A 25,834-nucleotide genomic window follows, 5' to 3' on the forward strand; every position below is an offset into this window, starting at 1 on the left:
GTATGCAAGCCCGCCCCACCCTGGCCGACGTGGCCGAACGCGCCGGGGTTTCGCGTGCCCTGGTCTCGATCGTCATGCGTGATGCCCCTGGGGCCAGTGACGCCACCCGCGCCCGGGTGAGGCAGGCCGCCGAGGAGATCGGTTACCGGCCGGATCCGCGGGCCCGGTTGCTGCGCGCCCAGCGCACCCGACTGCTCGGCGTGGTGTTCACCGCCGGCCAGGAGTTTCACGCGGGCCTGGTCGACGGGGTGTACCGGGCCGCCGAACAGCACGGCTATGACGTCGTACTGAGCTGTGTGACACCGCATCACAGTGAACGACAGGCGGTCCACACCCTGTTGGACTACCGCTGCGAGGCGCTGATCCTGATCGGTAGTGCGCTGCCGGTACGTGAACTCGGGCAACTCGATACGGGCCTACCCGTGGTGGTGATCGCGCGCAAGCTCCGAGGCGTCGATGCGGTCCGCAGCGACGACGCCTACGGAGCGGCGCTGGCCGTCACCCATCTCCGAGAGCTCGGGCATCGCGCGATCACACATCTCAGTGGCGGGCGGGCGCCCGGCGCCGCCGAACGCCGCAACGGGTTCCGCAAGACCGGTGCCGCCGCGCAGGTCCACACCAGCATCGTCGAGGGCGGGCTCACCGAACGAGACGGTGCCGCGGCCGCGGTCGAGTTGTTGAAGTCGGCGCTGCCCACCGCGCTGTTCGCCTTCAACGACCGCTGTGCCCTCGGTGCCGTCGACGTGTTGATCCGGGCCGGCGTGCGGGTACCGGAGGAGGTGTCCGTCGTGGGGTTCGACGACAGTCCGCTGGCCGGCTTGGCGCATGTCGACCTGACCACCGTCGGTCAGGACGCGGCCGGTCTGGCCGCACAGGCGGTGTCGAGGGCCGTCGCGCGCATCGATGCACCGGAGACTGCCGTCGCCGATACGGTGTGCCAGCCGCGGCTGGTGGTCAGGGGATCCACGGCCGCACCACGACGGTGAAACTCCGCAGGTCAAAACTCAGCGCGGCTCCAGGCCGGCGGCCCGGTACGCGTCGTCGATCAGCGCCATGTTGGCCACGGCATCGGCCGAATCGATCGGCAGCTCGGCACCCTGCTGCACGTGTGCGGCGAACGCCTCCAGCTGATAGGTGTACGACGGGCGAGTGCCCAGCCGTTCGACGCGCATGCCCTCAGAGGTGGTCAGCGTCAACCGGTCATCGCTGTAGGACTGGATGAAGTTGTGCACCAACGCACTTCCCGCAGTGCCGTCGATCCGCAGCGTGAAGCGGTAGGCATCCGACACCATCGTGTGGCTGGCGCTGCCGGTCACCCCGTCCGGGAATCGCAGCTCGACATCGCAGCTGGCGTCCACGCCCGGGGTGCGCTGCACCGCGGATGCGCGCGTCACCTCCGGAGCGCCACCGGCCAGCGCGCCGACCCGGCGCATGATGTGCAGGCCGTAGCAGCCCAGGTCCATCAGCGCACCACCGGCCAGTTCCAGCGACCACCGCGGATCACCCGCCGACGGTTCCGGCATGGTCATCAGCACCTCGACATGGCGCAGCTGTCCCAGCGTGCCGTCACCGGCCAACTCGAAGGCCCGCCGCACCACGGGATGGAACAGGTAGTGGAAACCCTCCATCACCGTCACGCCGGCCGCATCGGCGGCGGCAGCCACCTCGGCCGCTTCGATCCTGTTGCGCGCGTAGGGCTTTTCTGTGAGCACCGGCTTCCCCGCGGTGACGGCCGCGAGGTTCCACGGCGCGTGCAGCGCGTTGGCCAGCGGGTTGTAGATCACGTCGACTTCAGGGTCGGAGATCACCTCGGCGTAGGAGCCGAGCACCCGCTCGACGCCGTACTTGTCGGCGAAGACCTCCGCGCGGTCGCGGTCGCGCGCCGCCACCGCGACGAGCCGGTGCCCGAGATCAGCAGCGGGGCCGACGATGGCGTTCTCGGCGATGCGGGATGCACCGAGGACTCCGATCCGCAAGGTCATCCCGAGATGCCCTGCAGGAAACGCACACTCGTCACGACGTCGGCCAGTGCGCCGGCACCGTCAGACGCTTCCCGCAGGATGTTGTCCTGTTCCATGACATACCAGCCGGTGTAACCGCCGTCTTCGAGCGTCTTGACGATGCCGGCGATGTCGACGTCACCAGCGCCCAGGGGAACGTACATGCCGGCGGCGACGGCCTGGGTGTAGGTGAGCTCACCTTGTTGCACCTTGCGGGCCAGTGCGGCGTCGACGTCTTTGAGGTGAGCATGTTCGATGCGGTCGGGCACCTGCTGCGTCAGCGCCAGCGGATCGGTGCCGCCGATCAGAAGATGCCCGGTGTCCAGACACAGCGGGATCGACGACCCGGCCAGCACCCGGTCGACGTCGGCGCGGGTTTCCACCATGGTCCCGACATGGGGGTGCAGCACCGCCTTCACGCCGCGGGCGGCGGCGAGCCCGGCCAGCCGGTCGAGGTTGGCCAACAACGTGGCCCATTGCGAGTCGTCCAGAACCGGACGGTCGTCGTAACCGTCGGCCCCCGTCGAGGCGGCCAGCACCACCACATCGGCGTGCGCGGCCACCAGCGACTCCAGCGGCCCGGCCAGATCGCCGGCCGGGTCGTGGCCGGCGTCGTGCAGCAGCACCGGGACGAACCCACCCACGCAGGACAGGCCGAAGCCGTCGAGGAACGCCGTCAGTTCACCGGTGTCCGACGGCAGGAACCCGTCTGGCCCCAGTTCCGTGGCGGTCAGCCCGGCCTGGCGCATCTCCGTCATCACCCGGTCACGGTCCAGCTGGTACCCCCAGCCGGGAACTTCGCACACGCCCCAGGAGATCGGCGCACCTGCGATCTTCACTTGCGAACCTCCTCGATACGCACCGGCGCACCCCGGCGCAGCGACTCGGTGGCGGCTTCGGCGATCCACGCCACCTCGACGGCATCAGCAACCGTCGCACCCCGGATCGGGCCGCCGTTGACCACCTGGACGAACCCGCTCAGCTCGGTGCGGAATGCCTCGGTGAAGCGGTCCATGAAGAAGTGGTGTGGCTGGCCGGTGGGGAAATCGATTGCCGGGTCGGTGTTCTGAACGGGCACACCCTGATCCCAGCCGGCGACCACGGTGTCGTCGAACCCGTGTACCTCGAGGCGGCAGTCATACCCACGGCCGTTGTACCGGGCGGCCGACACCACACCGAGCGCACCCCCATCGAAGCGGACGACGATCGCGGCGGTGTCGACGTCGCCGTATTCGGTGAACAGAGGGTCGCCCTGGACGCTTCCGGTGGCGTACACCTCGACGGCCTCCTGACCGGTGATCCAGCGCAGCACGTCGAAATCGTGCACCGCACAGTCCCGGAAGATGCCACCGGATCCCTTGATGTAGTCCATCGCCGGGGGAGCGGGATCCATGGTGGTGCTGCGGACGGTGTGCAGTGTGCCGAGTGCGCCGCTGTCCACCTTGACCTTGGCCGCCGCGAACGCGGCATCGAAGCGGCGCTGGTAGCCGATCTGCACCGGTACGCCGGAGCGGGCGATCACCTCCGCCACGCGGGCGCTGTCGGCGGCGGTGGAGGCGACCGGCTTCTCGCAGAACGTCGGCAGGCCGCGTTCCACGGCGGCCAGCGTCAACTCGGCGTGCGCGGGGGTGGCCGCGGCCACCACCACGCCGTCGATGCCCGAGGACAACAGCGCCTCCACCGACTCCACCGGCCGGGCGCCGTACTTGTCGGCCACCTGCTTGACGATCTCGGTGCGCTCGTCGGTGATGACGAGCTCGTCTACCTCAGGCAGTCCGGTCAGGGTCTCGGTGTGGAAGGCCCCGATGCGGCCGAGGCCGATGAGTCCGAGGGTGGTCATGGGATTCTCCGTTCATTGTGCGCACGAAGGGCGGCGTCGAGTTGGTCGAGGGTGGATTGGTGTGCCAGCGCGTCGAGTACGACGTCGACTTGGCTGGGCGGGGCAAGGCTGCCGAGGGGTTGGTCGCGGTCGAGGTTGGTGGGAAAGGCGTAGCCCTCGGCGGTGGCGACCACGGTGTTGAGGACGTCGCGGCCCGCGGCGTGCATGGTCAGCAGCGCCGGATACACCGCTCGCACCATGGCGGTGCGGTCCAGCGATTCCATGGCGCGGCCGAATGGCGAGGACACCTGCAGCAGATTTGCCATCCGCTTGATGTCACTCGACTTGTTCTGTCCCGCACCGTGGTACAGCGCGGGGTTGAAGAACACCGCGTCGCCCTTGGACAGCGGCGTCTGCACGTGGTGCGCCGCGAAGAAGTCGATGAATTCCGGGCGGTAGAACGCGATGTACCCGGCCGCGAACTGGTGAGAGTACGGAAGCAGCATGGTGGGTCCGCTCTCCACCGGCATATCGTTGTGCGCCACCGCGCCCTGCAGCGTCAGCGCCGGTGACAACCGGTGCAGGTGAGCGGGATAGGCCGCGAGCTGGTCGGCGTTGACGAAGCCGAGGTGGTAGTCGCGGTGCGGAACCTGCGCAGCGCCACCGGGATTGACGACATTCACCTGCGAGGTCACCTGGTAGCGCGGCCCCAGCCAGGCCTGGCAGATCAGGGCGAGCGCGTCGTTGGCGTAGTAGTCGGCGAACACCTCCGGCGATTGCAGCGCGAGCTTCTGCGCGGCATTCCACACCCGATCGTTGGCGCCGGGCTTGCCGAAGTGGTCACCGGCGGCGGTCCCCTCGGCGCGCTGGCGGGCGATCAACTGCTCGAAGGCGGCGCTGGCGCGGTCGATGACGCCGGTGTCGAAGGCGTTCTCGAAGATCACCACGCCGGGCCCGTCGGTGAGCGCGCGGACCAGCTCGGACTGCAATACCCGACGATCGGCGTCAGCGAACGACCCGGCGCGGTAGACGAGCACGTTGCCGCGGACGTCGTACGCGTGCGGGTAGTCGCCGAGATCGGTGGTGCGAAGCACTTGGGCACGGAAGTCGTCGAGGCTGCAGTCGGCGTCCTCGATCCACGCACCGGTGCGGACGGGGGTGTGCATGACGAGAAGTCTTGCTGTGCGATGGGACACAATCAACACCAAGAACCCATCAAAAAACCCTCAGCGCTTAGAGTGATTTCGGCGCGCTGGTAACCGCTGAGCGGTTACCAGCGCGCCCAAATCCCACAGAGGAGCAAGTGATGGCGCACCGGTACAAGGTTCGCGAGATCGCGCAGCAGTGCGGGCTCAGCGAGGCCACCGTCGACCGGGTGCTCAACGACCGGCCCGGGGTCCGGGAGAACACCCGCGCCGAGGTGCAGCAGGCGATCGCCGATCTGGACAAACAGCGGGCACAGCTGCGGCTGAACGGCCGGCGCTTCCTGATCGACGTGGTGATGCAGACGCCCACCCGGTTCTCCGATGCGTTCCGCGCCGCGGTGGAGGCCGAACTGCCGTCTTTCGCGCCGGCGATGCTGCGGGCCCGCTTCCATCTGTGGGAGAGCGGCGCGACGGCAGCCACCGTGGATCAGCTGGCCCGGCTCCGGGGCAGCCATGGCGTCATCCTCAAGGCGCCCGACGAACCGGAGGTCGCCGAGGCGGTCGATCAACTGGTCGCCGCCGGCACCCCGGTGGTGACCTATACAACCGATGTGCCGGGCAGCTCGCGATGCGGTTACGTCGGTATCGACAACCACGCCGCGGGCGTCACGGCGGCGTACCTGATCAGGCAGTGGTTGGGTACCGCGGGTGGCTCGGTCCTCATCACCCTGTCCCGGAACGTCTTCCGCGGGGAAGGGGAGCGCGAGGTCGGGTTCCGTTCCGGCCTGCGGGGTGCCGGCCTGGAAGTCGTGGACGTCACCGACAGTGACGGTATCGACGCCACCAACGAACGCTTGGTGCTCGAGGCGCTGCACCGGCATCCGGGTATCGAGGCGGTGTACTCGGTGGGCGGCGGCAACACCGCGACCGTCGCGGCGTTCGAGAAGATGGGCCGCGCCTGCAAGGTGTTCGTGGCCCACGATCTGGACGCCGACAACCGACGCTTGTTGCGGGAAGGGCGCATTTCGGTGGTCCTGCACAACGACCTGCGCGCCGACGCGCGCTTGGCGTTACGGGCCATCCTCTCGGAGCGGGGCGCGCTGCCCACCGAACCGGTGCGGGCGGTACCGGTTCAAATCGTGACTCCCTATAACGTTCCGGGCTGATACTGTAACGCTGAGCAGTCGCTCAGCATCGAATTGGAACAAGTTACTGACGCGTACGCTGCCGTTCTTAGATTTTCGGCGCCAGCAACAGTGACGAAAACCACAATTTTGTCTCAGTTCGTTCGGCCACAGTGTCGTGAACTGGGCAGACGGTGGCGCTGCAGCGGCGTGTCGAGTGGCCCCGCCGTGAAGCGTTGCCTAAGGAAAGTGCAATAATCGGTACTACGAGTGACATCAAACTCTGATGGGTGAAAACCCGACGGTGCGTTCCTTCGGACAGCGCCGGGGTACGCCCTATCAGGAGTCGCAGCAGTACTCACATTTTGTTCACCGGCGAAAGGCGAAAGACGTGGGTCCGACCGACAACGGAACCAAGTCGCACCCTCGGGAAAAACTGGAGAAGGTGGTCATCCGCTTCGCGGGTGACTCCGGCGACGGTATGCAGCTCACGGGCGACCGTTTCACTTCCGAGGCCGCGCTCTTCGGCAACGACCTGGCTACTCAGCCCAACTATCCGGCTGAGATCCGGGCGCCACAGGGCACGCTGCCGGGTGTCTCGTCGTTCCAGATCCAGATCGCCGATTACGACATCCTGACCGCCGGCGACCGGCCCGATGTTCTTGTCGCCATGAACCCGGCGGCGCTGAAGGCCAACATCGGCGACCTGCCGCGCGGCGGCCTGGTGATCGCCAACTCCGACGAGTTCACCAAGCGCAACCTCGCCAAGGTCGGCTACGACGCCAACCCGCTGGAGAACGACGAACTCTCCGACTACAACGTCCAGGCCGTCGCGATGACGTCGTTGACCTTGGGCGCTGTCGAGGCCATCGGCGCCTCCAAGAAGGACGGCCAGCGCGCCAAGAACATGTTCGCGCTCGGGTTGCTGTCCTGGATGTACGGCAGGCCCATCGAGACCAGCGAGACCTTCATCCGGGAGAAGTTCGCCCGCAAGCCCGATGTCGCCGAAGCCAACGTGCTGGCGCTCAAGGCCGGCTGGAACTACGGCGAGACCACCGAGGCCTTCGCCACCACCTATGAGGTGTCCCCGGCCAAGCTCAAGTCGGGTGAGTACCGCCAGATCTCCGGCAACACCGCGCTGGCCTACGGTCTGGTGGCCGCCGGGCACCTGGCCGACCTGCAGGTGATGCTGGGCAGCTATCCGATCACCCCGGCGTCGGACATCCTGCACGAGCTGTCCAAGCACAAGAACTTCAACGTCCTGACCTTCCAGGCCGAGGACGAGATCGCCGGCATCGGATCGGCCATCGGCGCGTCCTACGGCGGCGCACTGGGTGTCACCACCACCTCCGGCCCCGGCATCTCGCTGAAGTCCGAGGCCATCGGCCTGGCGGTGATGACCGAGCTGCCGCTGGTGATCATCGACGTCCAGCGCGGCGGCCCGTCCACCGGTCTGCCCACCAAGACCGAACAGGCCGACCTGCTGCAGGCCATGTTCGGCCGTAACGGCGAATCGCCGGTCGCGGTCTTGGCGCCGCGCTCCCCGTCGGACTGCTTCGACATCGCCGTGGAAGCGGTGCGGATCGCCATCAAGTACCACACCCCGGTGATCGTGCTGTCCGATGGCGCCATCGCCAACGGCAGTGAGCCGTGGCGCATCCCCGACATCGCGAGCTACCCGAAGATCGCGCACGCTTTCGTCGCGGAGGGTGAGCCGTTCCAGCCGTACGCCCGTGATCCGCAGACGCTGGCCCGCCAGTTCGCCATCCCGGGCACCCCGGGTCTGGAGCACCGTATCGGTGGTCTGGAGTCGGCCAACGGTTCGGGCAACATCTCCTACGACCCCGCCAACCACGATCTGATGGTGCGCCTGCGGCAGGAGAAGATCGCCGGCATCGAGGTACCCGATCTGCAGGTCGACGACCCCACCGGCGACGCCGAACTGCTGCTGCTGGGCTGGGGCAGCTCCTACGGTCCCATCGGCGAGGCGTGCCGTCGCGCCCGGCGCAAGGGCATCAAGGTGGCGCACGCTCACCTGCAGTACCTCAACCCGTTCCCGGCCAACCTCGAAGAGGTGCTGCGGCGGTACCCCAAGGTCGTGGCGCCCGAGATGAACCTCGGTCAGCTGGCGTTGCTGCTGCGCGGCCGATTCCTGGTCGACGTGCAGTCGGTGACGAAGGTGCAGGGCATGGCGTTCCTGGCCGACGAACTCGAAGGGGTCATCGATTCCGCACTCGACGGAACGCTGGCCGAGAAGGAAAGTGACAAGGCCAAACTCGCTCGACTGGCCGCTGTCATCCAAGAGCCGGCCGCGACTGGTGTAGGAGCAGACTCATGACTGACCTGATGGGAAGCCTCAACGGCCTCGATCTGGGCCTGACGCCCGGGCTGTCCAAGACCAGCGGCGTCCCCACCACCGACACGCCGATGAAGGGCAAGGACTTCACCAGCGACCAGGAGGTGCGCTGGTGCCCCGGGTGCGGTGACTACGTCATCCTCAACACCATTCGCAACTTCCTGCCGGAGCTCGGGCTGCGGCGCGAGAACATGGTGTTCGTCAGTGGCATCGGCTGCTCCAGCCGGTTCCCGTACTACCTGGAGACCTACGGTCTGCACTCCATCCACGGCCGCGCGCCGTCGATCGCGACCGGCCTGTCGCTGGCTCGCGACGATCTGTCGGTCTGGGTGGTCACCGGTGACGGTGACGCGCTGTCCATCGGTGGTAACCACCTGATCCACGCGCTGCGCCGCAACATGAACATCACGATCCTGCTGTTCAACAACCGGATCTACGGCCTGACCAAGGGGCAGTACTCGCCGACGTCGGAGGTCGGCAAGGTCACCAAGTCGACGCCCATGGGCTCGCTGGACCACCCGTTCAACCCGGTGTCGCTGGCCCTGGGTGCCGAGGCCACCTTCGTCGGACGCGCCTTGGACTCCGACCGCGCCGGGCTCACCGAGGTGTTGCGGGCAGCCGCCGAACACCGTGGCGCCGCCCTGGTGGAGATCCTGCAGGACTGCCCGATCTTCAACGACGGTTCCTTCGACCTGCTGCGCAAGGAAGGCGCCGAGGAGCGCGTCATCCGCGTGAAGCCGGGTGAACCCGTGACCTTCGGTGCCAACGACGAATACTGCGTGGTGCGCAGCGGGTTCGGGCTCGAAGTGGCCAAGACCGCAGACGTCGCGGGCGAGGAGATCGTGGTCCACGACCCGTCGCTCAACGACCCGTCGTACTCCTTTGCGTTGTCACGCCTGAGCGATCAGAACCTCGAGCACACCGTGATGGGGATTTTCCGTCAGGTGCAGCGGCCGACGTACAACGACGCCGCGCGTCACCAGGTGGCCACCGCACGGGAGACCATCCCGCACGACACCGCCGCACTTCAGTCGCTGCTTCGGGGCCGCGACACCTGGACCGTCGACTAATCTGAGGCGCATGTCCCCTCCGCTGGCCGGTGTCGTGCTGGCGGGTGGGGCGTCGCGGCGGATGGGGCGCGACAAGGCCACCGTCATCTTCGACGGACCCGGCGGACCGAAGCCGATGGTCGAATACGTGGTGGCGACGCTGTCCGCGCGCTGCGACCCGGTGTTCGTCATCGCCGCGCCCGGTCAGGCGCTGCCGGAGCTGCCTGCGACGGTGTTGCGAGACGAGGTGCGCGGTGTCGGTCCGCTGCTGGCCACGGGTCGCGGTCTGCGCGCGGCCGCGGACGCAGGTGCCGAGCGGGCTTTTGTGTGTGCGGTGGACATGCCGCTGATGACCGTCGAGTTGATCGACGAGCTGGCAAGCCACACCGGTGCCGACGTGATCCTGCCCTGGGACGGGCGGGACCACTACCTGGCCGGTATCTACCAGACCGGCTTGTCTGACCGCATCGAAGGGTTGATCGCCGCGGGGGAGCGCAGCATGCGCGCGCTGGTCGACACTGTGAACACCCAGCGCATCGTGCTGCCGGAACAGCCGGCACTCGCAAATATCAATACTGCGGCTGACCTGCACTGAATGTGCACAGCAAATCCTCACCTGTCGGCACAATTTAGTTAAACCCCCTGATCATGTTTCGCCCCGTAACAACGGGGGCCTGGGGTGTCGCGGCGCCGGTCGCGTGAGAAAGCATGTGCAGCAACCGATTTGGCCGAATCGGACCCTATCTGTGGTTCATTCACCCGCGTTCCGGCAAAGTTAGCTGGAATCGCGGAGTTTCTGGCTTCGAAAATGGCATCTCCATGATTTCCGGTGCGCGTTCGACCGTATCGGCGCAAGCCTGTCGTTGCCGTCTGCGTCGAGGCTGGGCATCACATCAATAATGTTCTGTCACAGCAGTTTCAGACCTCGGTACGCATCGGCACGGTTCAAAGCCGCTTCATCGGTGCAGACCCATCCGGGATTCCAGGGTGAGTCTCGCTAACCGTCAGTGATATACGTAAAGTCCTGTACAGCAGTGTCTTTCGGGTAAATCGGCGTCACTATCCGAACAGCGGCGAGGTGACTGTCCTAGCAAAACCGTTGCTCGCGATGGCTTTCCGGTTGGGAGGGACCCAACGTCCACTTGCGTCACAGCGGTAACAACAACCAATTTGTCGCTGGCGCAAGAGCTTTGAAACCAGGCACAATCTGTGGCGTGGTTCACAAAAAGGACGTGAGATAGGTCACTTTCGAAATGAATCCATTCCGATCGGGTACAGCGGGCAATTGCTGCGATGACCTGCACAGACTCTTCTAAGGTTTTGCCGTGATCTGTCCGTTATCAAACTGAGATAAGCGCGTCGGCGATGTGACTACCGGTCGATCTCCCCGTACGGTCCATTTTGTCCCGAAAGGGAGCTGACAATTTCACATAACCACGAAACCTGCGTGTGAGTGGGAGTGGCGGGGTCGAAACCAGGCCCAGCCTCCGTCGAGCAGAAGCCGGCGGGCCGATGATGCCTCCCCTGTCATGTCTGACCGAGACGGCATGACCCGATGAGCCGCGGTCCTCACGAGACCAGCACACCCACCTGATGGTGGGTGTGGCAATGGCGCGCGCGTGGCGAAAGGAACGATGTTGTACAACCTCCGCAAGAAGCTCACCATGGCTGTGATCGGTGGGGCGCTGGTTGCGGCCCCGATGGCACTCAGCGCGGGCACCGCCAACGCGGACAGCGTGAACTGGGATGCCGTGGCAGCCTGCGAGTCTGGCGGTAACTGGTCGATCAACACCGGAAACGGCTACTACGGTGGCCTGCAGTTCACCATGGGTACCTGGCAGTCCAACGGCGGCAACGGCTCGCCGCACACTGCCACCCGCGAGGAGCAGATCCGCGTCGCGGAGAACGTGCTGCAGAGCCAGGGCATCGGCGCATGGCCGGTGTGCGGCGGCCGCGGCTAGTACGCGATCGGAACAACCTGACGAGTCGACGGTGCCGGGCGTTCTGCCCGGCACCGTCGGCGTCTTTTTTTCACGGTGTGATTTCAATGAGGCAGCCGAAACGCCGACCGTGCGGCGACGGCGCTCAGATGCCGGGTCAGGACCGGTTCGGGCACCAGTGCCGAGGCCCGGCTGGCCAGCGCACTCAAGACCGCCGGTCGCAGGTTGACGATCCTGCCGATGGTGGCGGATTCCCGCACCAGCGGCGCGGTGCGACGCTTGCGCACTGCGGCGAAGGCCGCGAAGGCCGTCGGGACATCAGCTGACCCGCTCACCAGGTGCGCCAGGACGGCAGCGTCTTCCAGCGCCTGGCAGCCACCCTGGCCCAGATGCGGGCGCATCGGGTGGGCCGCGTCACCCACGATCACGATCGGCCCGCGCGCCCATTGCCGTGCCGGTGCGCGGTCATACAGGTCGTTGCGCAACACAGCGCCGGCCTCGGTGGCAGCGAGGATCGAGGGAACCGGATCCGCCCACCCGCGGAATTTCTCCCGCAGATAGGCCAGCTCGCCGCCGGGGGAGCGCTGTCCCTCCGGGGCGCGTTCCGTGGCGAACCAATACGTCAGCTCGTCTCCCAGCGGCACATGTCCCACCTCCGCACCCGGCGCCAACGTCTCGCCTGCCAGGGCGGGGTCCAAAGAGTAGGTGGCGATACCGCGCCACGCGGTGTAACCGGCGTAACGATTCGCCAGGCCGCCGTTGAGGTGCCGCGCCACCACCGAATGAGTGCCATCGGCGCCGATCACCGCCTCGGCGTGGACGTCGGTGTTGTCCGCCAGCGTCAGCCGCACCCCGTCGGCGGTGGCGAGCACTCCGGTGACGGCCATGCCGTAACGAACGGTGCCCGCCGTCAGTGCTCCGGCGAGAATGTCGCGCAACGCTGCTCGTTGCACCACGACGAGCGGCTCGCCCAGCGCCTTCACCAGGCGCTCGGGCGACGGGCGGCGTAACCACGAGCCGTCGTGCCACCTCATCGCTCCGGCGGTGATCCGGCCCCCTGCCGCTCGCACGGCGTCGCCGAGCCCGATCTCGTCGAGTGCCGCCAACGCGTTGGGCCAGATGCTGATGCCCGCCCCGAGCGAGGTGTCCTGTCGTTCTTCGATCACCGTCACGCGGTATCCGCGGCGCTGAAGTGCTGCTGCGGTGGCCAATCCGGCGATCCCCGCACCCACGACGACGAACTGTTCGCTCACGGGTAGAACGTACCGACGCCGCAATTCGTCAAGCGGTGGAGACGTCGGATTCACACCGACGAAACGCAGCGATGATTTCCTGACAGGGAACAAGGTCTACCGCTGTTATATCCACCCCGTATCCGTGACGGAAGGGCCGATGAAACCCGATCTGGAACTGACCAGCGTGCCGGCCTGGGCCGCCACCGTTCAAAAACCCGAAGCCGACCTGACCGGACGATACTGGTCGCTGGTCAGCTTCGGTCCCGACGCCGAAGTGGTGGTGGCCGACTGGACCACGCAGATCACCGCACACCGTCCCGACGCCGGCCTCACCGTGCACACCTTGGCGGTCGACGCCGACGCCGCCGCCGCGGACGCGGTCTCCGCGGACCTCGCCGAGGCGTTGGTCGGGTGGCGGCTGATGGTGGCCGGCCCCGCCGATGTCTGCCTGCGACTACGCGCGCATGCCTTGAGGTGCGGCGTCGCCGATGACGAGATGGTGGTGGCCAGCACCACGGTGCAGGCCCGCGACGTGATCTGTGTGCACTGCAGCACGCGCACCCGGACCGATGTGGCCATGGAAGGGGTTGTGCCGTGCGTCGGCTGCGGACGTAATCTGCTTGTTTACTACCATGTTTCACGCTTGAAGGGCGCTCACCTGGGTTTCATGGTGGACGCCGAATCGGTGGCCTCATGAGCACTCTCGAACTCGTGGTCCGCGCCATCGACGATGGTGTTCCCGGGGTCCGCACCGTGACCCTGGCGCGTCCCGACGGCGCGGTGCTGCCGTCGTTCACCCCGGGTAGCCACATTGTCATCGAGTGCGGGAACACCGCCAACGCGTACTCCCTCACCTCGGACAGCGTGGCGCCGCGTGAGTATGTCGTGTCTGTCTTGGAATGTCCCACCGGTGCAGGCGGTTCCCGCTGGATCCACCACGAACTGGCGGTCGGGGACAGCGTCGTCACCCGCCCGCCCCGTAGTGCCTTTGCGCCGGTGCTGCGCGCTCGCCGGCATCTGCTGATCGCCGCCGGCATCGGGATCACGCCGATGATCTCGCACCTGCGCAGTGCTCAACGGTGGGGCCGGGAGGTGCAGGTGCTGTACCTGCACCGCGAGGGCCGGGGCGCCTACGTCGAGGAGGTGAAATCCTTGACCGACGACGCGCAGATGTACACCGAGCGCGCCTCGTTCCTGACCGATCTGAGGCCGGCGCTCGCCTCGCAGCCGTTCGGTGCGCATCTGTACGTGTGCGGCCCCGCGTCGTTCATGGACGATGTGGTGTCCGCGGCGGCGGCGCTGGGGTGGCCGCCCAGCCGGATTCACCTGGAACGCTTCGGCATCGACGCTCTTGACCCCGGAGAACCGTTCGAAGTGGTGGTCTCCGGTACCGGCGAGGCGTTTGTCGTCGACTCGGGTGTTTCACTGCTGGAAGCGCTCGAAGCGCGCGGCCATGACATCCCCAACCTGTGCCGGCAGGGAGTGTGCGGTGAGTGCCGCGTGCCGGTGTCCAGCGGCGAGATCCTGCATCGCGACCTGTATCTCAGCGACGCTGACAAAGCGGCCTGCGACTCGATGATGAGTTGTGTGTCGCGAGCCGCCGGTGGCCGCATTGAACTGTCCCTGTGATCGGAGGAACCTGCACGTGACCGTCCTGCCCGAGCTGATCTCCGCGCCGGATCTGGTGCGCACCTTCCCTTTTCCGTTCCCTGCCGAAACCTACCGGTACAGCACCAACGTCGAGCCCGCAGGTAGTGCCGTCGTGACCCCAGCCGGTCAGTGGGGCGCGCGGGTGATCGACATCGACAGCGAATACGAACACGAGCTCGCCGAACGGTCGCGCATTCTCGCGAGCGACCCCAGTCGCTACGCGGTGCTGCCACACATGCGGACCGCGTGCTGGGACGTCATGCTGGCCATGATGACGGAGATGGCCACGGCGTATCCGGAGTCGATGTCGCTGACACACGACGGCACCACCTGGCACTGGCAGAACCGCAGGCTGGGCATCGACGTCCGGTTCGTGGTGGGTGATGAGTCGACATTGCCCGCTGAACCGTTGGCGTACATCGCTTCTCAGGTTCAAGAGGACATCGTGCTGCTCGATCAGCGTGACGGTGACCTGTTCGGCGACGCCGGCGTGGTGACCTTCGCCGCGGACTGGTCGTTCGGGTTCGACGTGGGGATGACGTTCCTGGAGATTCACGGCCCGGTACCGCGGTTGCGCGAAACCGGTGTGATCACCCGGGCGCGGGAGTTCCTGATGCGCTTGCAACCCAACGAGACCTACCGTCGCACCAATTGGTCGATGACGATCGGGCGACGGCTCGACGTCTCGACCGAGCTGTATCACGAATGGGGCCCGGATCGTCCGATGGTGGGCACCGTCGACGACGAGACCTTCGGGCGGCTGGTGCATCTGCGGGTCGAAGTGCAGCACCTCATTCGGCTGCCGGAGTCGGGAGCCATCTGTTTCCTGATCCGCACGTACATGCTGCCGTTGGCGGATCTGGCGACGTTCGAGCCCTGGCGCGAGCGCGCCGCGATGGTGCTGGCCGAGCTGCCGGACGACATGGCCGACTACAAGGGGATCATCTCCTACCGCGATCGTGCGGTGCAGTGGCTGCGCTCCCGCGGGCCCAGCTAGATTCTGTGGGCCAGTGAGAAGGGCCGGTCACCTTGCGGTGACCGGCCCTTTCCTGTTGAGCGGCAGCAGAATCAGTAGACGGGCGGTTCGCCTTCGGCGGCGGGACCCGCCTCGATCGGCTTGTGCTCGATGATCGCTTTGTAGGCGTGGTTCTCGTGCTGGATCATGCGGACGAAGAACCCGATGAAGAGCACAACGGCGAGGATGAAGAAGATCCACACACCGAGAGAGTTACCGCCGAACGTGAAGACCGGGCCGAGTTCGTCGTAGCTGTCGATGGGACTGAACATTTATTTCACCCCCTCACCGGCTCCGAGCACCGCGGTGCCACTGCTGGGCTTCATGGTGGTGACGGGGATGCCCTCGGGGTACGGGGTGGCCGGAACCTCGGTGAGGTCCAGACCCTGCAGTTCGACCTCCGGTGGGATGCGTAGCAGGCCCGCCTTTTTCAGCACCAGTGAGACGAGATACGTCGGAAGGAAGCCCAGTATCGCGAACACCGCTGCGCCGACGGCCTGGCCCCAGAACGAGATCGACGGATTTCCGTCGGTGTTGGGGTAGCCGGCCAAGAAGACGCCTGCCATCAACACCGAGTACAGGCCGATACCGCCGTGGACGGTGACCGCACCCACCACATCGTCGATCTTGAAGCGCTCGATCAACTTGCCGATGAACGGGATCAGCGCGCCTGCCACCAGGGCGATGACGAACGCCAGGGCGGGGTGGTAGAGGTCCATGCCGGAGGCGATACCGATGATTCCGGCGAGGCCGCCGGAGATGGTCCAGAACGGCTCACCGCGGGAGGTGATGTACGTGCCGATGATGCCGCCGGCAAGGCCCATCAGGGCGTTGAAGGCGAAGGCGGACAACGTGGTCGGGCTGCCGTAGATGGTGGCGTAGCCCGTACCGCTGTAGATCACGCAGCCCATCAGGAAACCGAAGAAGCCGGCGAAGATCAGCATCAGGCCGAGCATGGTGAGCGGCAGGTTGTGCGGGCGGATGGTGACAGCGGTGCCGTCGGGCGCGAACCGGCCGATGCGCGGGCCGAGGTTGATCAGGATGCCCAGGGTGGCGAAGCCCGCGATCATGTGGACGCAGCCGGCGGCGCCGACGTCGTGGAAGCCGAGCTGGGTGAGCATCCAGCCTGCGCCGTGCCAGCCCCAGGCCGCGCCGATGATCCAGACAACCGACCCGACGAGGACGGTCAGGATCAGGAAGGCGCTGGTGCGGATACGTTCCAGGACGGCGCCGGACATGATCGATCCGGTGGTCGCGGCGAACAGGGCAAAGGCACCCCAGAAGATACCGCTGGCGGAGTCGGCCGTATTGGGGCCCATGTTGTCGCTCCACGGCAGCGCTGCCTTGGCGGCATCGGTCATCTCGATGAAGCCGCTCGGCATGGCGTTGTAGAGGAACCAGCCGACAAAAAAGAAGGAAGCGATGATGGTCGCCAATGCCAACAGGTTCTTCATGGCCGTCGCGAGCACGTTCTTGGAGCGCGACGCACCGACCTCGTAAGCGAGGAAGCCGGCGTGGATGAGCATCATGACCGCGATGGACATCCAGTAAAAGAACTCATTGTTGACCGCAGCCATGGTCGTCAATGCGTCCTCGACTTCTGGTGTCAAGGGAAACCTCCACGTCTAGGCGAACGGCTGTGGTTTCTCCACAGTGTTCGGGGGGTACTGCGGGTTTACGAGGCTTGACGCTAGCTGTGGGTGTGTGTCCCGGCGGTCACTGCGCGTTAATTTGCGGTGAAGTCCTCGGTCGGCGTTGAGTCCGGCCCCCGCTGCTCTCGGATCATGTTCGGCCCGAACGACTTCGCGCCGCGGGCGTTCCCGTCGAGCCGAGACCGCCGTGGCCATGACCTCCGACCTGTGCCGCGAGACCGAATGCTCACGGGGACGACACGTGCCTGCAACAAACCCGTGTTTACCTTTGGTGTACATTATCCACTGTGAAGAAACTCCCCTAGACATCAGAGAAGAGGCGTGCGAGATGGCAGCTCCCACGGACCTGGCGCAGGCAGCGAAAGACAGCAACACCCGTTTTCTCCTCGCGCTGTTCGTCGATCTGCGCGGCAAGCCCTGCGCCAAGCTCGTACCGGTCGAGGCCGTCGATCAACTGGTCAACGAGGGCGTCGGGTTCGCCGGCTACGCCGTGGGCGCCATGGGGCAGGAACCCAAAGACCCTGACCTGATGGCCATTCCGGACCCCGCCTCGTTCACCCCGATCCCGTTCATCAAAGAGGGTCTGGCGATCGTGCACTGCGATCCGCATGTCGAAGGCAAGCCGTGGCCGTTCGCGCCGCGCGTCATCTTGAAGTCGATGCTGCAGCGCGCCGGCGACAGCGATCTCGAGGCCTTCGTGGGCGCCGAGGTGGAGTACTTCCTTCTCCGCCGCGACGCCGACGGAACACTGAAGACCGCCGACCCCGGGGACAACGCGGATCAACCGTGTTACGACGCTCGCGGCGTCACCCGGATGTTCGACCACCTTGCCGGCATCTCCTCGGCGATGAACTCGTTGGGCTGGGGCAACTACGCCAACGACCACGAGGACGGCAACGGGCAGTTCGAGCAGAACTTCACTTACTCCGACGCCCTGACCACCGCAGACCGCGTGATCACCCTGCGTTATCTGCTGACCATGCTCGCCGAGCAGCGCGGCATGATCGCCACCTTCATGGGCAAGCCGTTCAGTGACCGCACCGGCAGCGGGATGCACATGCACCTGTCGTTGCGCAGCAAGGGCGAAGCGGTCTTTCCCGCGTCTGCTGACGCGCCAGACACCCGGGGGCTGGGCCTTTCACCGGTGGCCTACAACTTCCTGGGCGGCATCCTCGAACATGCCTGCGCGCTGCAGGCGGTCGTCGCACCCACCGTGAACGCCTACAAACGCACCGGCGCGATCTCGACCACCTCCGGAGCCAGTTGGGCGCCGCGCACGCCGACCTACGGCGGTAACGACCGCACCCACTATGTCCGCGTGCCCGACGATCAGCGCATCGAACTGCGCGGCCCGGACGGCTCGGCCAACCCGTACCTGGCCATCGCTGCTGCCCTGGGTGCCGGTCTGGACGGCATCAAGCGCAACCTGGATCCGGGTGAGCCGGGTGCCTCGACCACCGAACGGCTGCAACCACTTCCGTTGACCCTGCTGCACGCGGTCGAAGCGCTGGAGGCCGACGATGTGGTGATGAGTGCGCTCGACGGGGCCGGTGAGGGTGTCGGCGCGTACTTCGCGAACCTCAAACGAGACGAGTTCTTCACCTGGCACCGCGAAGTGACCCCATGGGAGATCGAGCGGTACCTGCAAGCGTTCTGAACAGTTTGTTCCAGAAGGAGAAAATCTGATGTGCGGAATCGTGGGGTTGCATCTGCGCAACCCCGAGCTCTACCCCCGGCTCGGTGAGCTGCTCACCGGGATGCTGTGTGAGATGGGGGAGCGCGGCTCGGACTCAGCCGGGGTGGCGGTCTACGGCGACCCCACGTGGTCGCCGGCCGGACACAGTACGGTGTCGCTGCTCGAAGTCGATGCGGCCGAGGCGGATTCGCTGGCCGAGACCCTCACCCACGCATTGGCGGTCCCGGTGACGGTGCTGCCGCTGGCGGACACCCTGGTGGTGCACGCGTCGGTGAGCACCGACGCGCTGCTCGCGGCGTGCAAGGCCGCTGTCCCGACCGCGCTGGTCGCCGGCTTCGGCCAGGATGTCGCCGTGCTCAAGGGCGTCGGGCATCCGCGCGAACTCGCACAGCGCTACGGCCTGGCGCAGGCACAGGGCTGGCAGGGCGTCGGGCACACCCGGATGGCCACCGAGTCGGCCGTCAACGCCGCGGGATGTCATCCGTACGCCGTGGGCCCGGATCAATGCCTGGTGCACAACGGTTCCTTCGCCAACCACGCCACCATCCGGCGCGAACTGCGCGCCGACGGTGTGCAGTTCGACAGCGAGAACGACACCGAGGTGGGTGCCCGCTACGTCGCACACCAGCTGGCCTCCGGCGCCGACGTCGAATTGGCGCTGAAGAAGTTGTGCGCTGAGTTCGACGGCTTCTACACACTTCTGGTGTCCAATTCCGACTCCTTTGCGGTGGTGCGCGACGCGATCGCCTGCAAGCCCGCCGTCGTCGCCGAAACCGACGACTGGGTGGCCATGGCGTCGGAGTACCGCGCCCTGGTGGGGTTACCCGGCATCGATCAGGCGCATCTGTTCGAACCCGAACCCGAGGTGGTGTACGCATGGAGTCGCTGACTTCCGAAACGATCTTCGACATCGCGCAGACCAGCGTGCGAGATGTCAACGCCGCCTTGCACGACGACGGTGTGGAGGGCTCGTTCGCGATACTGAACCCCGCCGGCGCGCACAACCTGGCCGTGGGAATCGACGCTCCCATCCAGGTACGGGTGGCCGGCCACGTCGGCTACTACGCGGCGGGCATGAACAAACATGCCGACGTCACCATCGAGGGCAATGCCGGAGTGGGCGTCGCCGAGAACATGATGAGCGGCACCGTCGTCGTCAAAGGCAACGCCTCACAGTCGGCGGGCGCCACGGCCCACGGTGGCCTGCTGGTCATCGAGGGTGACGCCGCGGCTCGCTGCGGTATCTCGATGAAGGGTGTCAACATCGTCGTCGGTGGCAACGCCGGGCACATGAGCGCCTTCATGGCCCAGAGCGGCACCCTGGTGATCCGCGGCGATGTCGGTGACGCGCTGGGTGATTCGCTCTACGAGGCGCGCATCTACGTCCGCGGCGACGTCGCCTCGCTGGGCGCGGACTGCGTGGCCAAGACCATGAACGAGGACCATCACGCCGAGTTGGCCGCCCTGCTGAAAGAAGCCGGGTTCGACGACGACACCAGCACGTACACCCGGTACGGGTCGGCCCGTTCGCTGTATCACTTCCACTCCGACAACACGTACTGACAACCCGTACCGACCTCTCGAGGAGAACCACCGGCATGAGTCATGACGCCCGCGTGCAACGCGGTCTGCGCGAATCCGCCACGTTCGATCGCGCCACCATCGCCGACATCCAGCGGGCCGCCGCCACCGGTGTCTACGACATCCGTGGGTGGGGCGCCAAGCGGCGGTTGCCGCATCTCGACGACCTGGCCTTCCTGGGCGCCAGCATGTCCCGCTACCCGCTGGAAGGGTACCGGGAACGCTGCGACACCGATGTGGTGCTCGGCAGCCGGCATGCCAAACACCCTCTGCACCTGAGCATTCCGGTCACCATCGCGGGAATGAGCTTCGGCTCGTTGTCCGCGAACGCCAAGGAGGCCCTGGGCCGTGGCGCCAGCGAGGCGGGCACCTCCACCACCACCGGTGACGGCGGCATGACGCCGGAGGAGCGCGGGCAGAGCAAGAACCTGGTGTACCAGTACCTGCCCAGCCGGTACGGGATGAACCCGGACGACCTGCGCAAGGCCGACGCCATCGAGATCGTGCTCGGACAGGGCGCCAAGCCCGGTGGCGGCGGAATGCTGTTGGGGCAGAAGATCACCGAGCGCGTGGCGAAGATGCGCGATCTGCCGGAAGGCATCGATCAGCGCAGCGCCTGCCGGCATCCCGACTGGACCGGACCCGACGACCTGACCATCAAGATCGCCGAACTCCGGGAGCTCACCGACTGGGAGAAGCCCATCTACGTCAAGATGGGCGCCTCCCGGACGTACTACGACGTCAAGCTGGCCGTACACGCCGGCGCCGATGTCGTCGTCGTCGACGGGATGCAGGGCGGTACCGCCGCCACGCAGGACGTGTTCATCGAGCACGTCGGCATCCCGACACTGGCGGCCATTCCGCAGGCCGTACAAGCTCTACAGGAACTGGGCGTCCACCGTGAGGTGCAGTTGATCGTCTCCGGTGGCATCCGCAGCGGCGCCGACGTGGCCAAGGCGCTGGCGCTGGGTGCCGATGCGGTGGCCATCGGCACCGCAGCACTGATCGCGTTGGGCGACAACGACCCCCGCTACAACGATGAGTACGAGGCGCTGGGAAGTGCGGCCGGCTACTACGACGACTTCCAGGACGGCCGGGACCCCGCGGGCATCACCACCCAGGACCCGGAACTGTCCGCACGGCTCGATCCCGTCGAGGCCGGCCGCCGGTTGGCCAACTACCTGCGGGTGATCACCATGGAGGCGCAGACCATCGCCCGCGCCTGCGGGAAATCGCATGTGCAACATCTCGAACCGGAGGATCTGGTGGCGCTGACCATCGAAGCCGCCGCCATGGCGCGTATCCCGCTGGCCGGCACGAACTGGATTCCCGGTCATGCCTGAGGTCATCATCATCGGCGGTGGGCTCGAAGGCGCCGCCACCGCGTGGGCGCTGGCGCGCCGCGGGGTCACCGATGTCCTGGTTCTGGAGCGCTCGACCGTCGGTTCCGGTATGACGGGTAAGTCCAGCGGCATCGTGCGCTGCCACTACGGCGTCAGCTCGCTGGCTGCGATGAGCCAGTACGGGCTGGAGGTCTTCGAGGCCGCCGACGAATATTTCGGCCAGCCCATCGGATTCCACAGCACGGGCTACGTCGTGGGCGTGGGCGAGGGTGACGTCGACGCCCTCGACGCCAACCTGGCCGCGCAGCGTGCGGTCGGAGTGCAGACCGAGCGGATCGATCATGCGCAGGTCGCCGAACTTTGGCCCACGGCGTATCTCGATGACTTCGCCGGCTTCGCCTATGAACCGCGTGGCGGCTACGGCGACGCCTATATGACCGCGCAGGCGTTCGCCGTCACCGCGCGCGCGGCGGGGGTCAAGATCCGCCAGAGCGCGCCCGTCGCCGAGGTGGTGGTGGACGGCGACCGCGTGCGCGGCGTCCGGTTGCGCGACGGCGAGTTCATCGCCTGCGGCACCGTGGTGCTGGCCACCGGTGCGTGGTCGTCGTCGTTTCTGGCCGCACTGGACATCGACCTGCCGATCACGGTGGTGCGTGAGCAGATCGTGATGCTCAAGCCGCCGGCCGATGCGGGTGATGTCACCACGCTGCCGGTGTTCTCGGATCTGGTGTCGCTGCAGTACGTCCGCCCCGATGTGGGCGGTGAGATCCTGTTCGGCAACAGCGATCTGGCGACCGTCGAAACCGCTGACCCCGATGCCTACAGCAACCGGGCCGACAGTGACTTCCTGGAGAGCATCGTCGAGAAGCTGTCGCACCGGTTTCCGGGCCTGGCCGACGGCGCCGTCGCGTCGACCTACGCCGGATGCTACGACGTCACACCGGACTTCAACCCGGTGATGTCTCGTACTCCGATCGACGGGCTGGTGCTGGCCGTCGGTTTCAGCGGCCACGGGTTCAAGATCGCACCCGCGGTGGGGCGTCTGGTGGCCGACCTGGTGGTCGACGGAGTGAGCAGCGACCCGCGGATCCCGGAATCGGATTTCCGCCTGTCGCGGTTCGCCGAGGGGCAGAAGCTGACCAGCCCGCACCCGTATTCGGGAGCCGGACAGCTGCGCTAGTCGGGGTCACGGGTGGAGGCCCAGGTGGTGGCGCATGGCCGTCGCGGCCTCGCCGAGCTGGGCGAGTTGCTCGGGTGTGAAGGCATCGACGAACACTTCTTTGATCGCCTTGAGGTGAGGCACGGTGCTGGCGCGGAATGCGCGCGCGCCCTCGTCGGTGAGGACGACGCGTGCGCCGCGGGCGTCCTCCGCACAGGGTTCGCGGCGTACCAGTCCTCGCTTTTCCATGCGGCCGAGTTGGCCGGACAGGCGGCTACGTTCCCACTCGATGTGTGCGGCGAGTTCCGATGACCGCAATGTCTGCCCGGTCGCCTCGGTGAGCGCGAGAAGTACCCGGTAATCCCCGCTCGACAGGTGGGAGTCCTGGTGCAGCCGGGCCTCGATGCGCGCGCGGACGATCTCGAAAGTCTCGATGTGTGCCCGCCAGACGGCGAGTTCTTCCTTCGTGGGCAGTCGTCGACCCGTCGCAGCGTCCATCAGGCCTCCCGAGTAGTTGACATATGAATCATGCCGGGCATGATTCATATGTCAACTATTTACACGTCAACTACATGTGGCGGAGGACGGCACGAGATGGACGTTTCGCAGATCGAGTTCGGTATCGACAGCTTCGGCGACCGGCCCCGCGACGACACGGGGCAGGTCATGTCGCAGGCGCAGGCGATCCGCGCGGCGGTCAGCGAGGCGATCCTGGCCGACCAGATCGGCATCGATGTGGTGGCGCTGGGCGAGCACCACCGGCCGGAATACGCGATCTCGAGCCCGGAAACGGTGTTGGCGGGAATCGCCACCGCCACAAAGCGCATTCGGCTCGCCTCGGGGGTGACGGTGCTGTCCTCCGACGACCCGGTGCGCGTGTTCCAACGTTTCGCCACCGTCGATGCGTTGTCCAACGGCCGGGCCGACGTGATCCTCGGGCGAGGCTCCTTCACCGAGTCGTTCCCACTGTTCGGGTACGACCTCGCCGACTACGACGTGCTCTTCGAGGAGAAGATCGACCTGTTCCACCGCCTCCTGGACGAGAAACCGGTGACGTGGGAGGGCACCACCCGGGCCGCGCTGCGCGACGCGGACGTGTACCCGAAGACAGAATCCGGGCGTCTCAAGACCTATGTGGGAGTTGGTGGTTCACCGCAGTCGGTGGTTCGCACCGCCCAGTACGGGTTCCGGCTCATGCTCGCCATCATCGGCGGTGCGCCTGATCGCTTCGTCCCCTACATCGACCTGTACCGGCGGGCGTGTCAGGAACTCGGCACCACCGCATACCCGGTGGGGATGCACTCGCCCGGCTTCGTGGCCGCCACGGACGACGAAGCCGAGGAGCTGTTCTACCCCGGGTACCGGGAGATCCGCGACCGGATCGGCGCGCTGCGCGGCTGGCCGCCGATCACCCGGCAGGAGTTCGACTCCGAGGTGAAACACGGCTCGCTGTACGTCGGTTCGGTCGAGACGGTCGCCACCAAGATCGCCCGCGCCATCCGGGTGCTGGATGTGGGCCGGTTCGACATGATCTATTCGTCCGCGGGGACCGTCTCGGCCAGTGCGCGGCTGCGTTCGGTCGAGCTCTACGGCAGCCAGGTCATTCCCCGGGTCCGCGAGCTCCTGGCCGAGCAGTCCGAGCGGCTCCGAGAGGGGCGAAGCGCATGAGCCACCACCCGACCCCACGTGTGCGCGCCTCCGCTGTCGCCGCCGCTGACGCCCGCGACGGTCGTCGTGCGCGCAAGCAGGCACCGCGCCGGGCCGCGGCGCTCTGGGATGCGGGCGCCCGTCAGATGAGTGCCCTCGACCGGCTGCGCGCCCAAGAGGCCGTGCGCGACCCCGCGCTCCTGCCGTTGCGGTACGCACGGATGGCGTCCTCACCATGGACCTACCTGCGCGGCGCCGCCGCGGTGATGGCGGCCGATCTTGCTGCGGCGCCGCACTCGGGGTTGACGGTGCAGATGTGCGGTGACGCGCACATTCTGAATTTCGGGCTCTGGGCCTCTCCGGAGCGCCAACTCCTCTTTGACGCCCGTGATTTCGACGAGACCCTTCCCGGGCCTTTCGAGTGGGATCTGAAGCGGCTCGTCACCAGCATCTACGTGCTGGCGGACGCCGAACGGCTGCCGGCCGGATGCGGCGAGGATTCCGCGTCCTCGGCGATCGAGGGTTACTGCACCTCGATGCGTCGCTACGCCCAGATGGGAGAGCTGGACATCTGGTACGACCGGATCACTGCCGACGTACCGCTGAAGGGGCTGGCCTCGGAGTTCGCCGCAGCTGCGTGCCGAGACATCGAAAAGCAGTCACGCAAGCGCACCCACCATGGGGTGGCTCGGCAGCTCGTCTCCGAGGAGAACGGTCAACGCCGCATCAGTCTGGATCCGATGAAGCGTATCGACGAGGGGATGAGCCACGAGGAGCGGGTGCGTGCCTACGAGCAGGTCTACGACACCTACCTCGCCTCGATCCCAGCGCACTTGCGTCGACTCGTCGAGCGGTTCCGACGTGTCGATTCCGTGCGGCAGATCGTGGGCGTGGGCAGCGTCGGGATGCGGGTCTGGCTGCACCTGCTGGAAGGCGACAGCGGCAGGCAACCGGTGTTCTCACAAGCGAAGCAGGCCACCGCATCGGTCTACGAAGAGTTCCTCGGGCCCAGTGAATTCGAGAATCACGGTGAAAGGGTGGTCGTCGGGCAACGCCTCATGCAGACGGCCAGCGACATCTTCCTCGGCCATATGCGCGTCGACGGGAACGACTACTACGTGCGCCAGTTCCGGGACATGAAGGTCATCCCCGATGGGAAGCAGATCTCCGGCTATCTGCCCCAGTTCGCCGCCGCGTGCGGGCACGCCCTGGCGAAGTCGCACGCCCGCAGCGGGCACCCCGATGCGATTGCCGGGTACATCGGCAAGGGGGAGGCGTTCGCCGACGGTATCCGCCGGTATGCCCGCGCCTACGCCGAGCAGACGCGCGCTGATCACGCCGATCTGCGCACCGCGATCGCAAACAGGGAACTCGAGGCCGCCGAACAAGGGTGGTAGCGCTGCGCACGGTAGCGTCTCCTGAC

At 66.6% G+C, this 25,834-nt stretch carries 23 protein-coding genes and 1 pseudogene; 16 read left to right on the top strand and 8 right to left on the bottom strand.

Annotated features, from left to right (window positions below; all coding sequences use genetic code 11):
* Positions 1–2: 2 nt before the first annotated feature.
* Positions 3–986: a LacI family DNA-binding transcriptional regulator gene (locus AC3A6P_RS00085; protein ID WP_487686820.1), complete on the top strand. Its 984-nt coding sequence runs from the start codon at positions 3–5 to the stop codon at positions 984–986.
* Positions 987–1,004: 18 nt separating this feature from the next.
* Here AC3A6P_RS00085 and AC3A6P_RS00090 read toward each other — a convergent pair whose 3' ends face one another.
* The 4 genes from AC3A6P_RS00090 to AC3A6P_RS00105 are packed head-to-tail and all read right to left on the bottom strand — an operon-like array spanning position 1,005 to position 4,985.
* A complete protein-coding gene (locus tag AC3A6P_RS00090) occupies positions 1,005–1,982 on the bottom strand; it encodes a Gfo/Idh/MocA family protein (protein WP_487686822.1) in 978 nt (325 codons plus the stop codon).
* Positions 1,979–2,839 (bottom strand): sugar phosphate isomerase/epimerase family protein, encoded by an 861-nt coding sequence (locus AC3A6P_RS00095; RefSeq protein ID WP_487686825.1) that lies wholly within the window; start codon positions 2,837–2,839, stop codon positions 1,979–1,981. Before AC3A6P_RS00095 ends, AC3A6P_RS00090 begins: the two co-directional genes overlap by 4 nt.
* A complete protein-coding gene (locus AC3A6P_RS00100; protein ID WP_487686827.1) occupies positions 2,836–3,840 on the bottom strand; it encodes a Gfo/Idh/MocA family protein in 1,005 nt (334 codons plus the stop codon). The genes AC3A6P_RS00095 and AC3A6P_RS00100 overlap by 4 nt, the downstream gene beginning before the upstream one ends.
* Entirely contained in the window at positions 3,837–4,985 is a 1,149-nt protein-coding gene (locus AC3A6P_RS00105) for a phytanoyl-CoA dioxygenase family protein (protein ID WP_487686830.1), read from the bottom strand. Before AC3A6P_RS00105 ends, AC3A6P_RS00100 begins: the two co-directional genes overlap by 4 nt.
* Before the next feature lie 140 nt (positions 4,986–5,125).
* On the opposite strand from AC3A6P_RS00105, the gene AC3A6P_RS00110 reads away from it, so the two are divergent.
* From AC3A6P_RS00110 to AC3A6P_RS00130, 5 genes and pseudogenes are all read left to right on the top strand, one after another.
* Positions 5,126–6,130, top strand: coding sequence for a LacI family DNA-binding transcriptional regulator (locus AC3A6P_RS00110; protein ID WP_487686832.1), 1,005 nt, complete (start codon positions 5,126–5,128; stop codon positions 6,128–6,130).
* Between the two features lie 349 nt (positions 6,131–6,479).
* Positions 6,480–8,426 (top strand): 2-oxoacid:acceptor oxidoreductase subunit alpha, encoded by a 1,947-nt coding sequence (locus AC3A6P_RS00115; RefSeq protein ID WP_487686834.1) that lies wholly within the window; start codon positions 6,480–6,482, stop codon positions 8,424–8,426.
* Positions 8,423–9,514 carry a 2-oxoacid:ferredoxin oxidoreductase subunit beta gene (locus tag AC3A6P_RS00120; protein ID WP_487686837.1) on the top strand — a complete coding sequence of 364 codons (1,092 nt, stop codon included), beginning with the start codon at positions 8,423–8,425 and terminating at the stop codon, positions 9,512–9,514. The genes AC3A6P_RS00115 and AC3A6P_RS00120 overlap by 4 nt, the downstream gene beginning before the upstream one ends.
* 10 nt (positions 9,515–9,524) lie before the next feature.
* Complete coding sequence (mobA, locus tag AC3A6P_RS00125; protein WP_487686840.1) at positions 9,525–10,088, top strand: molybdenum cofactor guanylyltransferase; 564 nt, start codon at positions 9,525–9,527, stop codon at positions 10,086–10,088.
* A gap of 1,132 nt (positions 10,089–11,220) precedes the next feature.
* Positions 11,221–11,454 (top strand): annotated as a pseudogene (locus tag AC3A6P_RS00130) (transglycosylase family protein); the annotation flags it as partial.
* Between the two features lie 83 nt (positions 11,455–11,537).
* On the opposite strand, the gene AC3A6P_RS00135 reads toward AC3A6P_RS00130, so the two are convergent.
* On the bottom strand, positions 11,538–12,686 hold the full coding sequence (locus AC3A6P_RS00135) for an FAD-dependent oxidoreductase (RefSeq protein WP_487686842.1): 1,149 nt from the start codon (positions 12,684–12,686) through the stop codon (positions 11,538–11,540).
* Positions 12,687–12,825: 139 nt separating this feature from the next.
* Here AC3A6P_RS00135 and AC3A6P_RS00140 point away from each other — a divergent pair, with 139 nt between their 5' ends.
* Genes AC3A6P_RS00140 through AC3A6P_RS00150 form a run of 3 tightly spaced genes read left to right on the top strand, consistent with a single transcriptional unit; the run spans position 12,826 to position 15,315 of the window.
* The gene (locus tag AC3A6P_RS00140; RefSeq protein ID WP_487686845.1) at positions 12,826–13,365 is read left to right on the top strand and encodes a dimethylamine monooxygenase subunit DmmA family protein; all 540 of its coding nucleotides are present in this window, start codon (positions 12,826–12,828) and stop codon (positions 13,363–13,365) included.
* Positions 13,362–14,297 (top strand): PDR/VanB family oxidoreductase, encoded by a 936-nt coding sequence (locus AC3A6P_RS00145; protein ID WP_487686847.1) that lies wholly within the window; start codon positions 13,362–13,364, stop codon positions 14,295–14,297. The genes AC3A6P_RS00140 and AC3A6P_RS00145 overlap by 4 nt, the downstream gene beginning before the upstream one ends.
* Positions 14,298–14,331: 34 nt before the next feature.
* Positions 14,332–15,315: a heme-dependent oxidative N-demethylase family protein gene (locus AC3A6P_RS00150; protein WP_487688069.1), complete on the top strand. Its 984-nt coding sequence runs from the start codon at positions 14,332–14,334 to the stop codon at positions 15,313–15,315.
* 71 nt (positions 15,316–15,386) lie between these two features.
* Here the strand turns inward: AC3A6P_RS00150 and AC3A6P_RS00155 are convergent, their stop codons facing one another.
* Both AC3A6P_RS00155 and AC3A6P_RS00160 read right to left on the bottom strand, forming a co-directional pair.
* On the bottom strand, positions 15,387–15,605 hold the full coding sequence (locus tag AC3A6P_RS00155; protein WP_487686850.1) for a hypothetical protein: 219 nt from the start codon (positions 15,603–15,605) through the stop codon (positions 15,387–15,389).
* A complete protein-coding gene (locus tag AC3A6P_RS00160) occupies positions 15,606–16,943 on the bottom strand; it encodes an ammonium transporter (protein WP_487686853.1) in 1,338 nt (445 codons plus the stop codon).
* A 370-nt stretch (positions 16,944–17,313) separates the two neighbouring features.
* On the opposite strand from AC3A6P_RS00160, the gene glnT reads away from it, so the two are divergent.
* The 5 genes from glnT to AC3A6P_RS00185 are packed head-to-tail and all read left to right on the top strand — an operon-like array spanning position 17,314 to position 22,785.
* The gene (glnT, locus tag AC3A6P_RS00165; RefSeq protein ID WP_487686857.1) at positions 17,314–18,642 is read left to right on the top strand and encodes a type III glutamate--ammonia ligase; all 1,329 of its coding nucleotides are present in this window, start codon (positions 17,314–17,316) and stop codon (positions 18,640–18,642) included.
* A gap of 28 nt (positions 18,643–18,670) precedes the next feature.
* Positions 18,671–19,570, top strand: a complete 900-nt coding sequence (locus tag AC3A6P_RS00170; protein WP_487686860.1) for a class II glutamine amidotransferase domain-containing protein — start codon at positions 18,671–18,673, stop codon at positions 19,568–19,570.
* Positions 19,558–20,244 (top strand): protein glxC, encoded by a 687-nt coding sequence (locus tag AC3A6P_RS00175; protein WP_487686863.1) that lies wholly within the window; start codon positions 19,558–19,560, stop codon positions 20,242–20,244. The genes AC3A6P_RS00170 and AC3A6P_RS00175 overlap by 13 nt, the downstream gene beginning before the upstream one ends.
* A 35-nt stretch (positions 20,245–20,279) precedes the next feature.
* Entirely contained in the window at positions 20,280–21,605 is a 1,326-nt protein-coding gene (locus AC3A6P_RS00180) for an FMN-binding glutamate synthase family protein (RefSeq protein ID WP_487686866.1), read from the top strand.
* Complete coding sequence (locus AC3A6P_RS00185; RefSeq protein WP_487686869.1) at positions 21,598–22,785, top strand: NAD(P)/FAD-dependent oxidoreductase; 1,188 nt, start codon at positions 21,598–21,600, stop codon at positions 22,783–22,785. Before AC3A6P_RS00180 ends, AC3A6P_RS00185 begins: the two co-directional genes overlap by 8 nt.
* A 6-nt stretch (positions 22,786–22,791) precedes the next feature.
* On the opposite strand, the gene AC3A6P_RS00190 is transcribed toward AC3A6P_RS00185, so the two are convergent.
* Positions 22,792–23,262 (bottom strand): MarR family winged helix-turn-helix transcriptional regulator, encoded by a 471-nt coding sequence (locus tag AC3A6P_RS00190; RefSeq protein ID WP_487686871.1) that lies wholly within the window; start codon positions 23,260–23,262, stop codon positions 22,792–22,794.
* Positions 23,263–23,358: 96 nt separating this feature from the next.
* Between AC3A6P_RS00190 and AC3A6P_RS00195 the strand changes: the two genes are divergently transcribed.
* Both AC3A6P_RS00195 and AC3A6P_RS00200 read left to right on the top strand, forming a co-directional pair.
* Positions 23,359–24,432, top strand: coding sequence for an LLM class flavin-dependent oxidoreductase (locus AC3A6P_RS00195; protein WP_487686874.1), 1,074 nt, complete (start codon positions 23,359–23,361; stop codon positions 24,430–24,432).
* Positions 24,429–25,808, top strand: coding sequence for a DUF2252 domain-containing protein (locus tag AC3A6P_RS00200; RefSeq protein ID WP_487686876.1), 1,380 nt, complete (start codon positions 24,429–24,431; stop codon positions 25,806–25,808). The genes AC3A6P_RS00195 and AC3A6P_RS00200 overlap by 4 nt, the downstream gene beginning before the upstream one ends.
* Positions 25,809–25,834: the final 26 nt, after the last annotated feature.

The sequence above is a fragment of the Mycobacterium sp. Soil_C_30 genome (assembly GCF_057656995.1).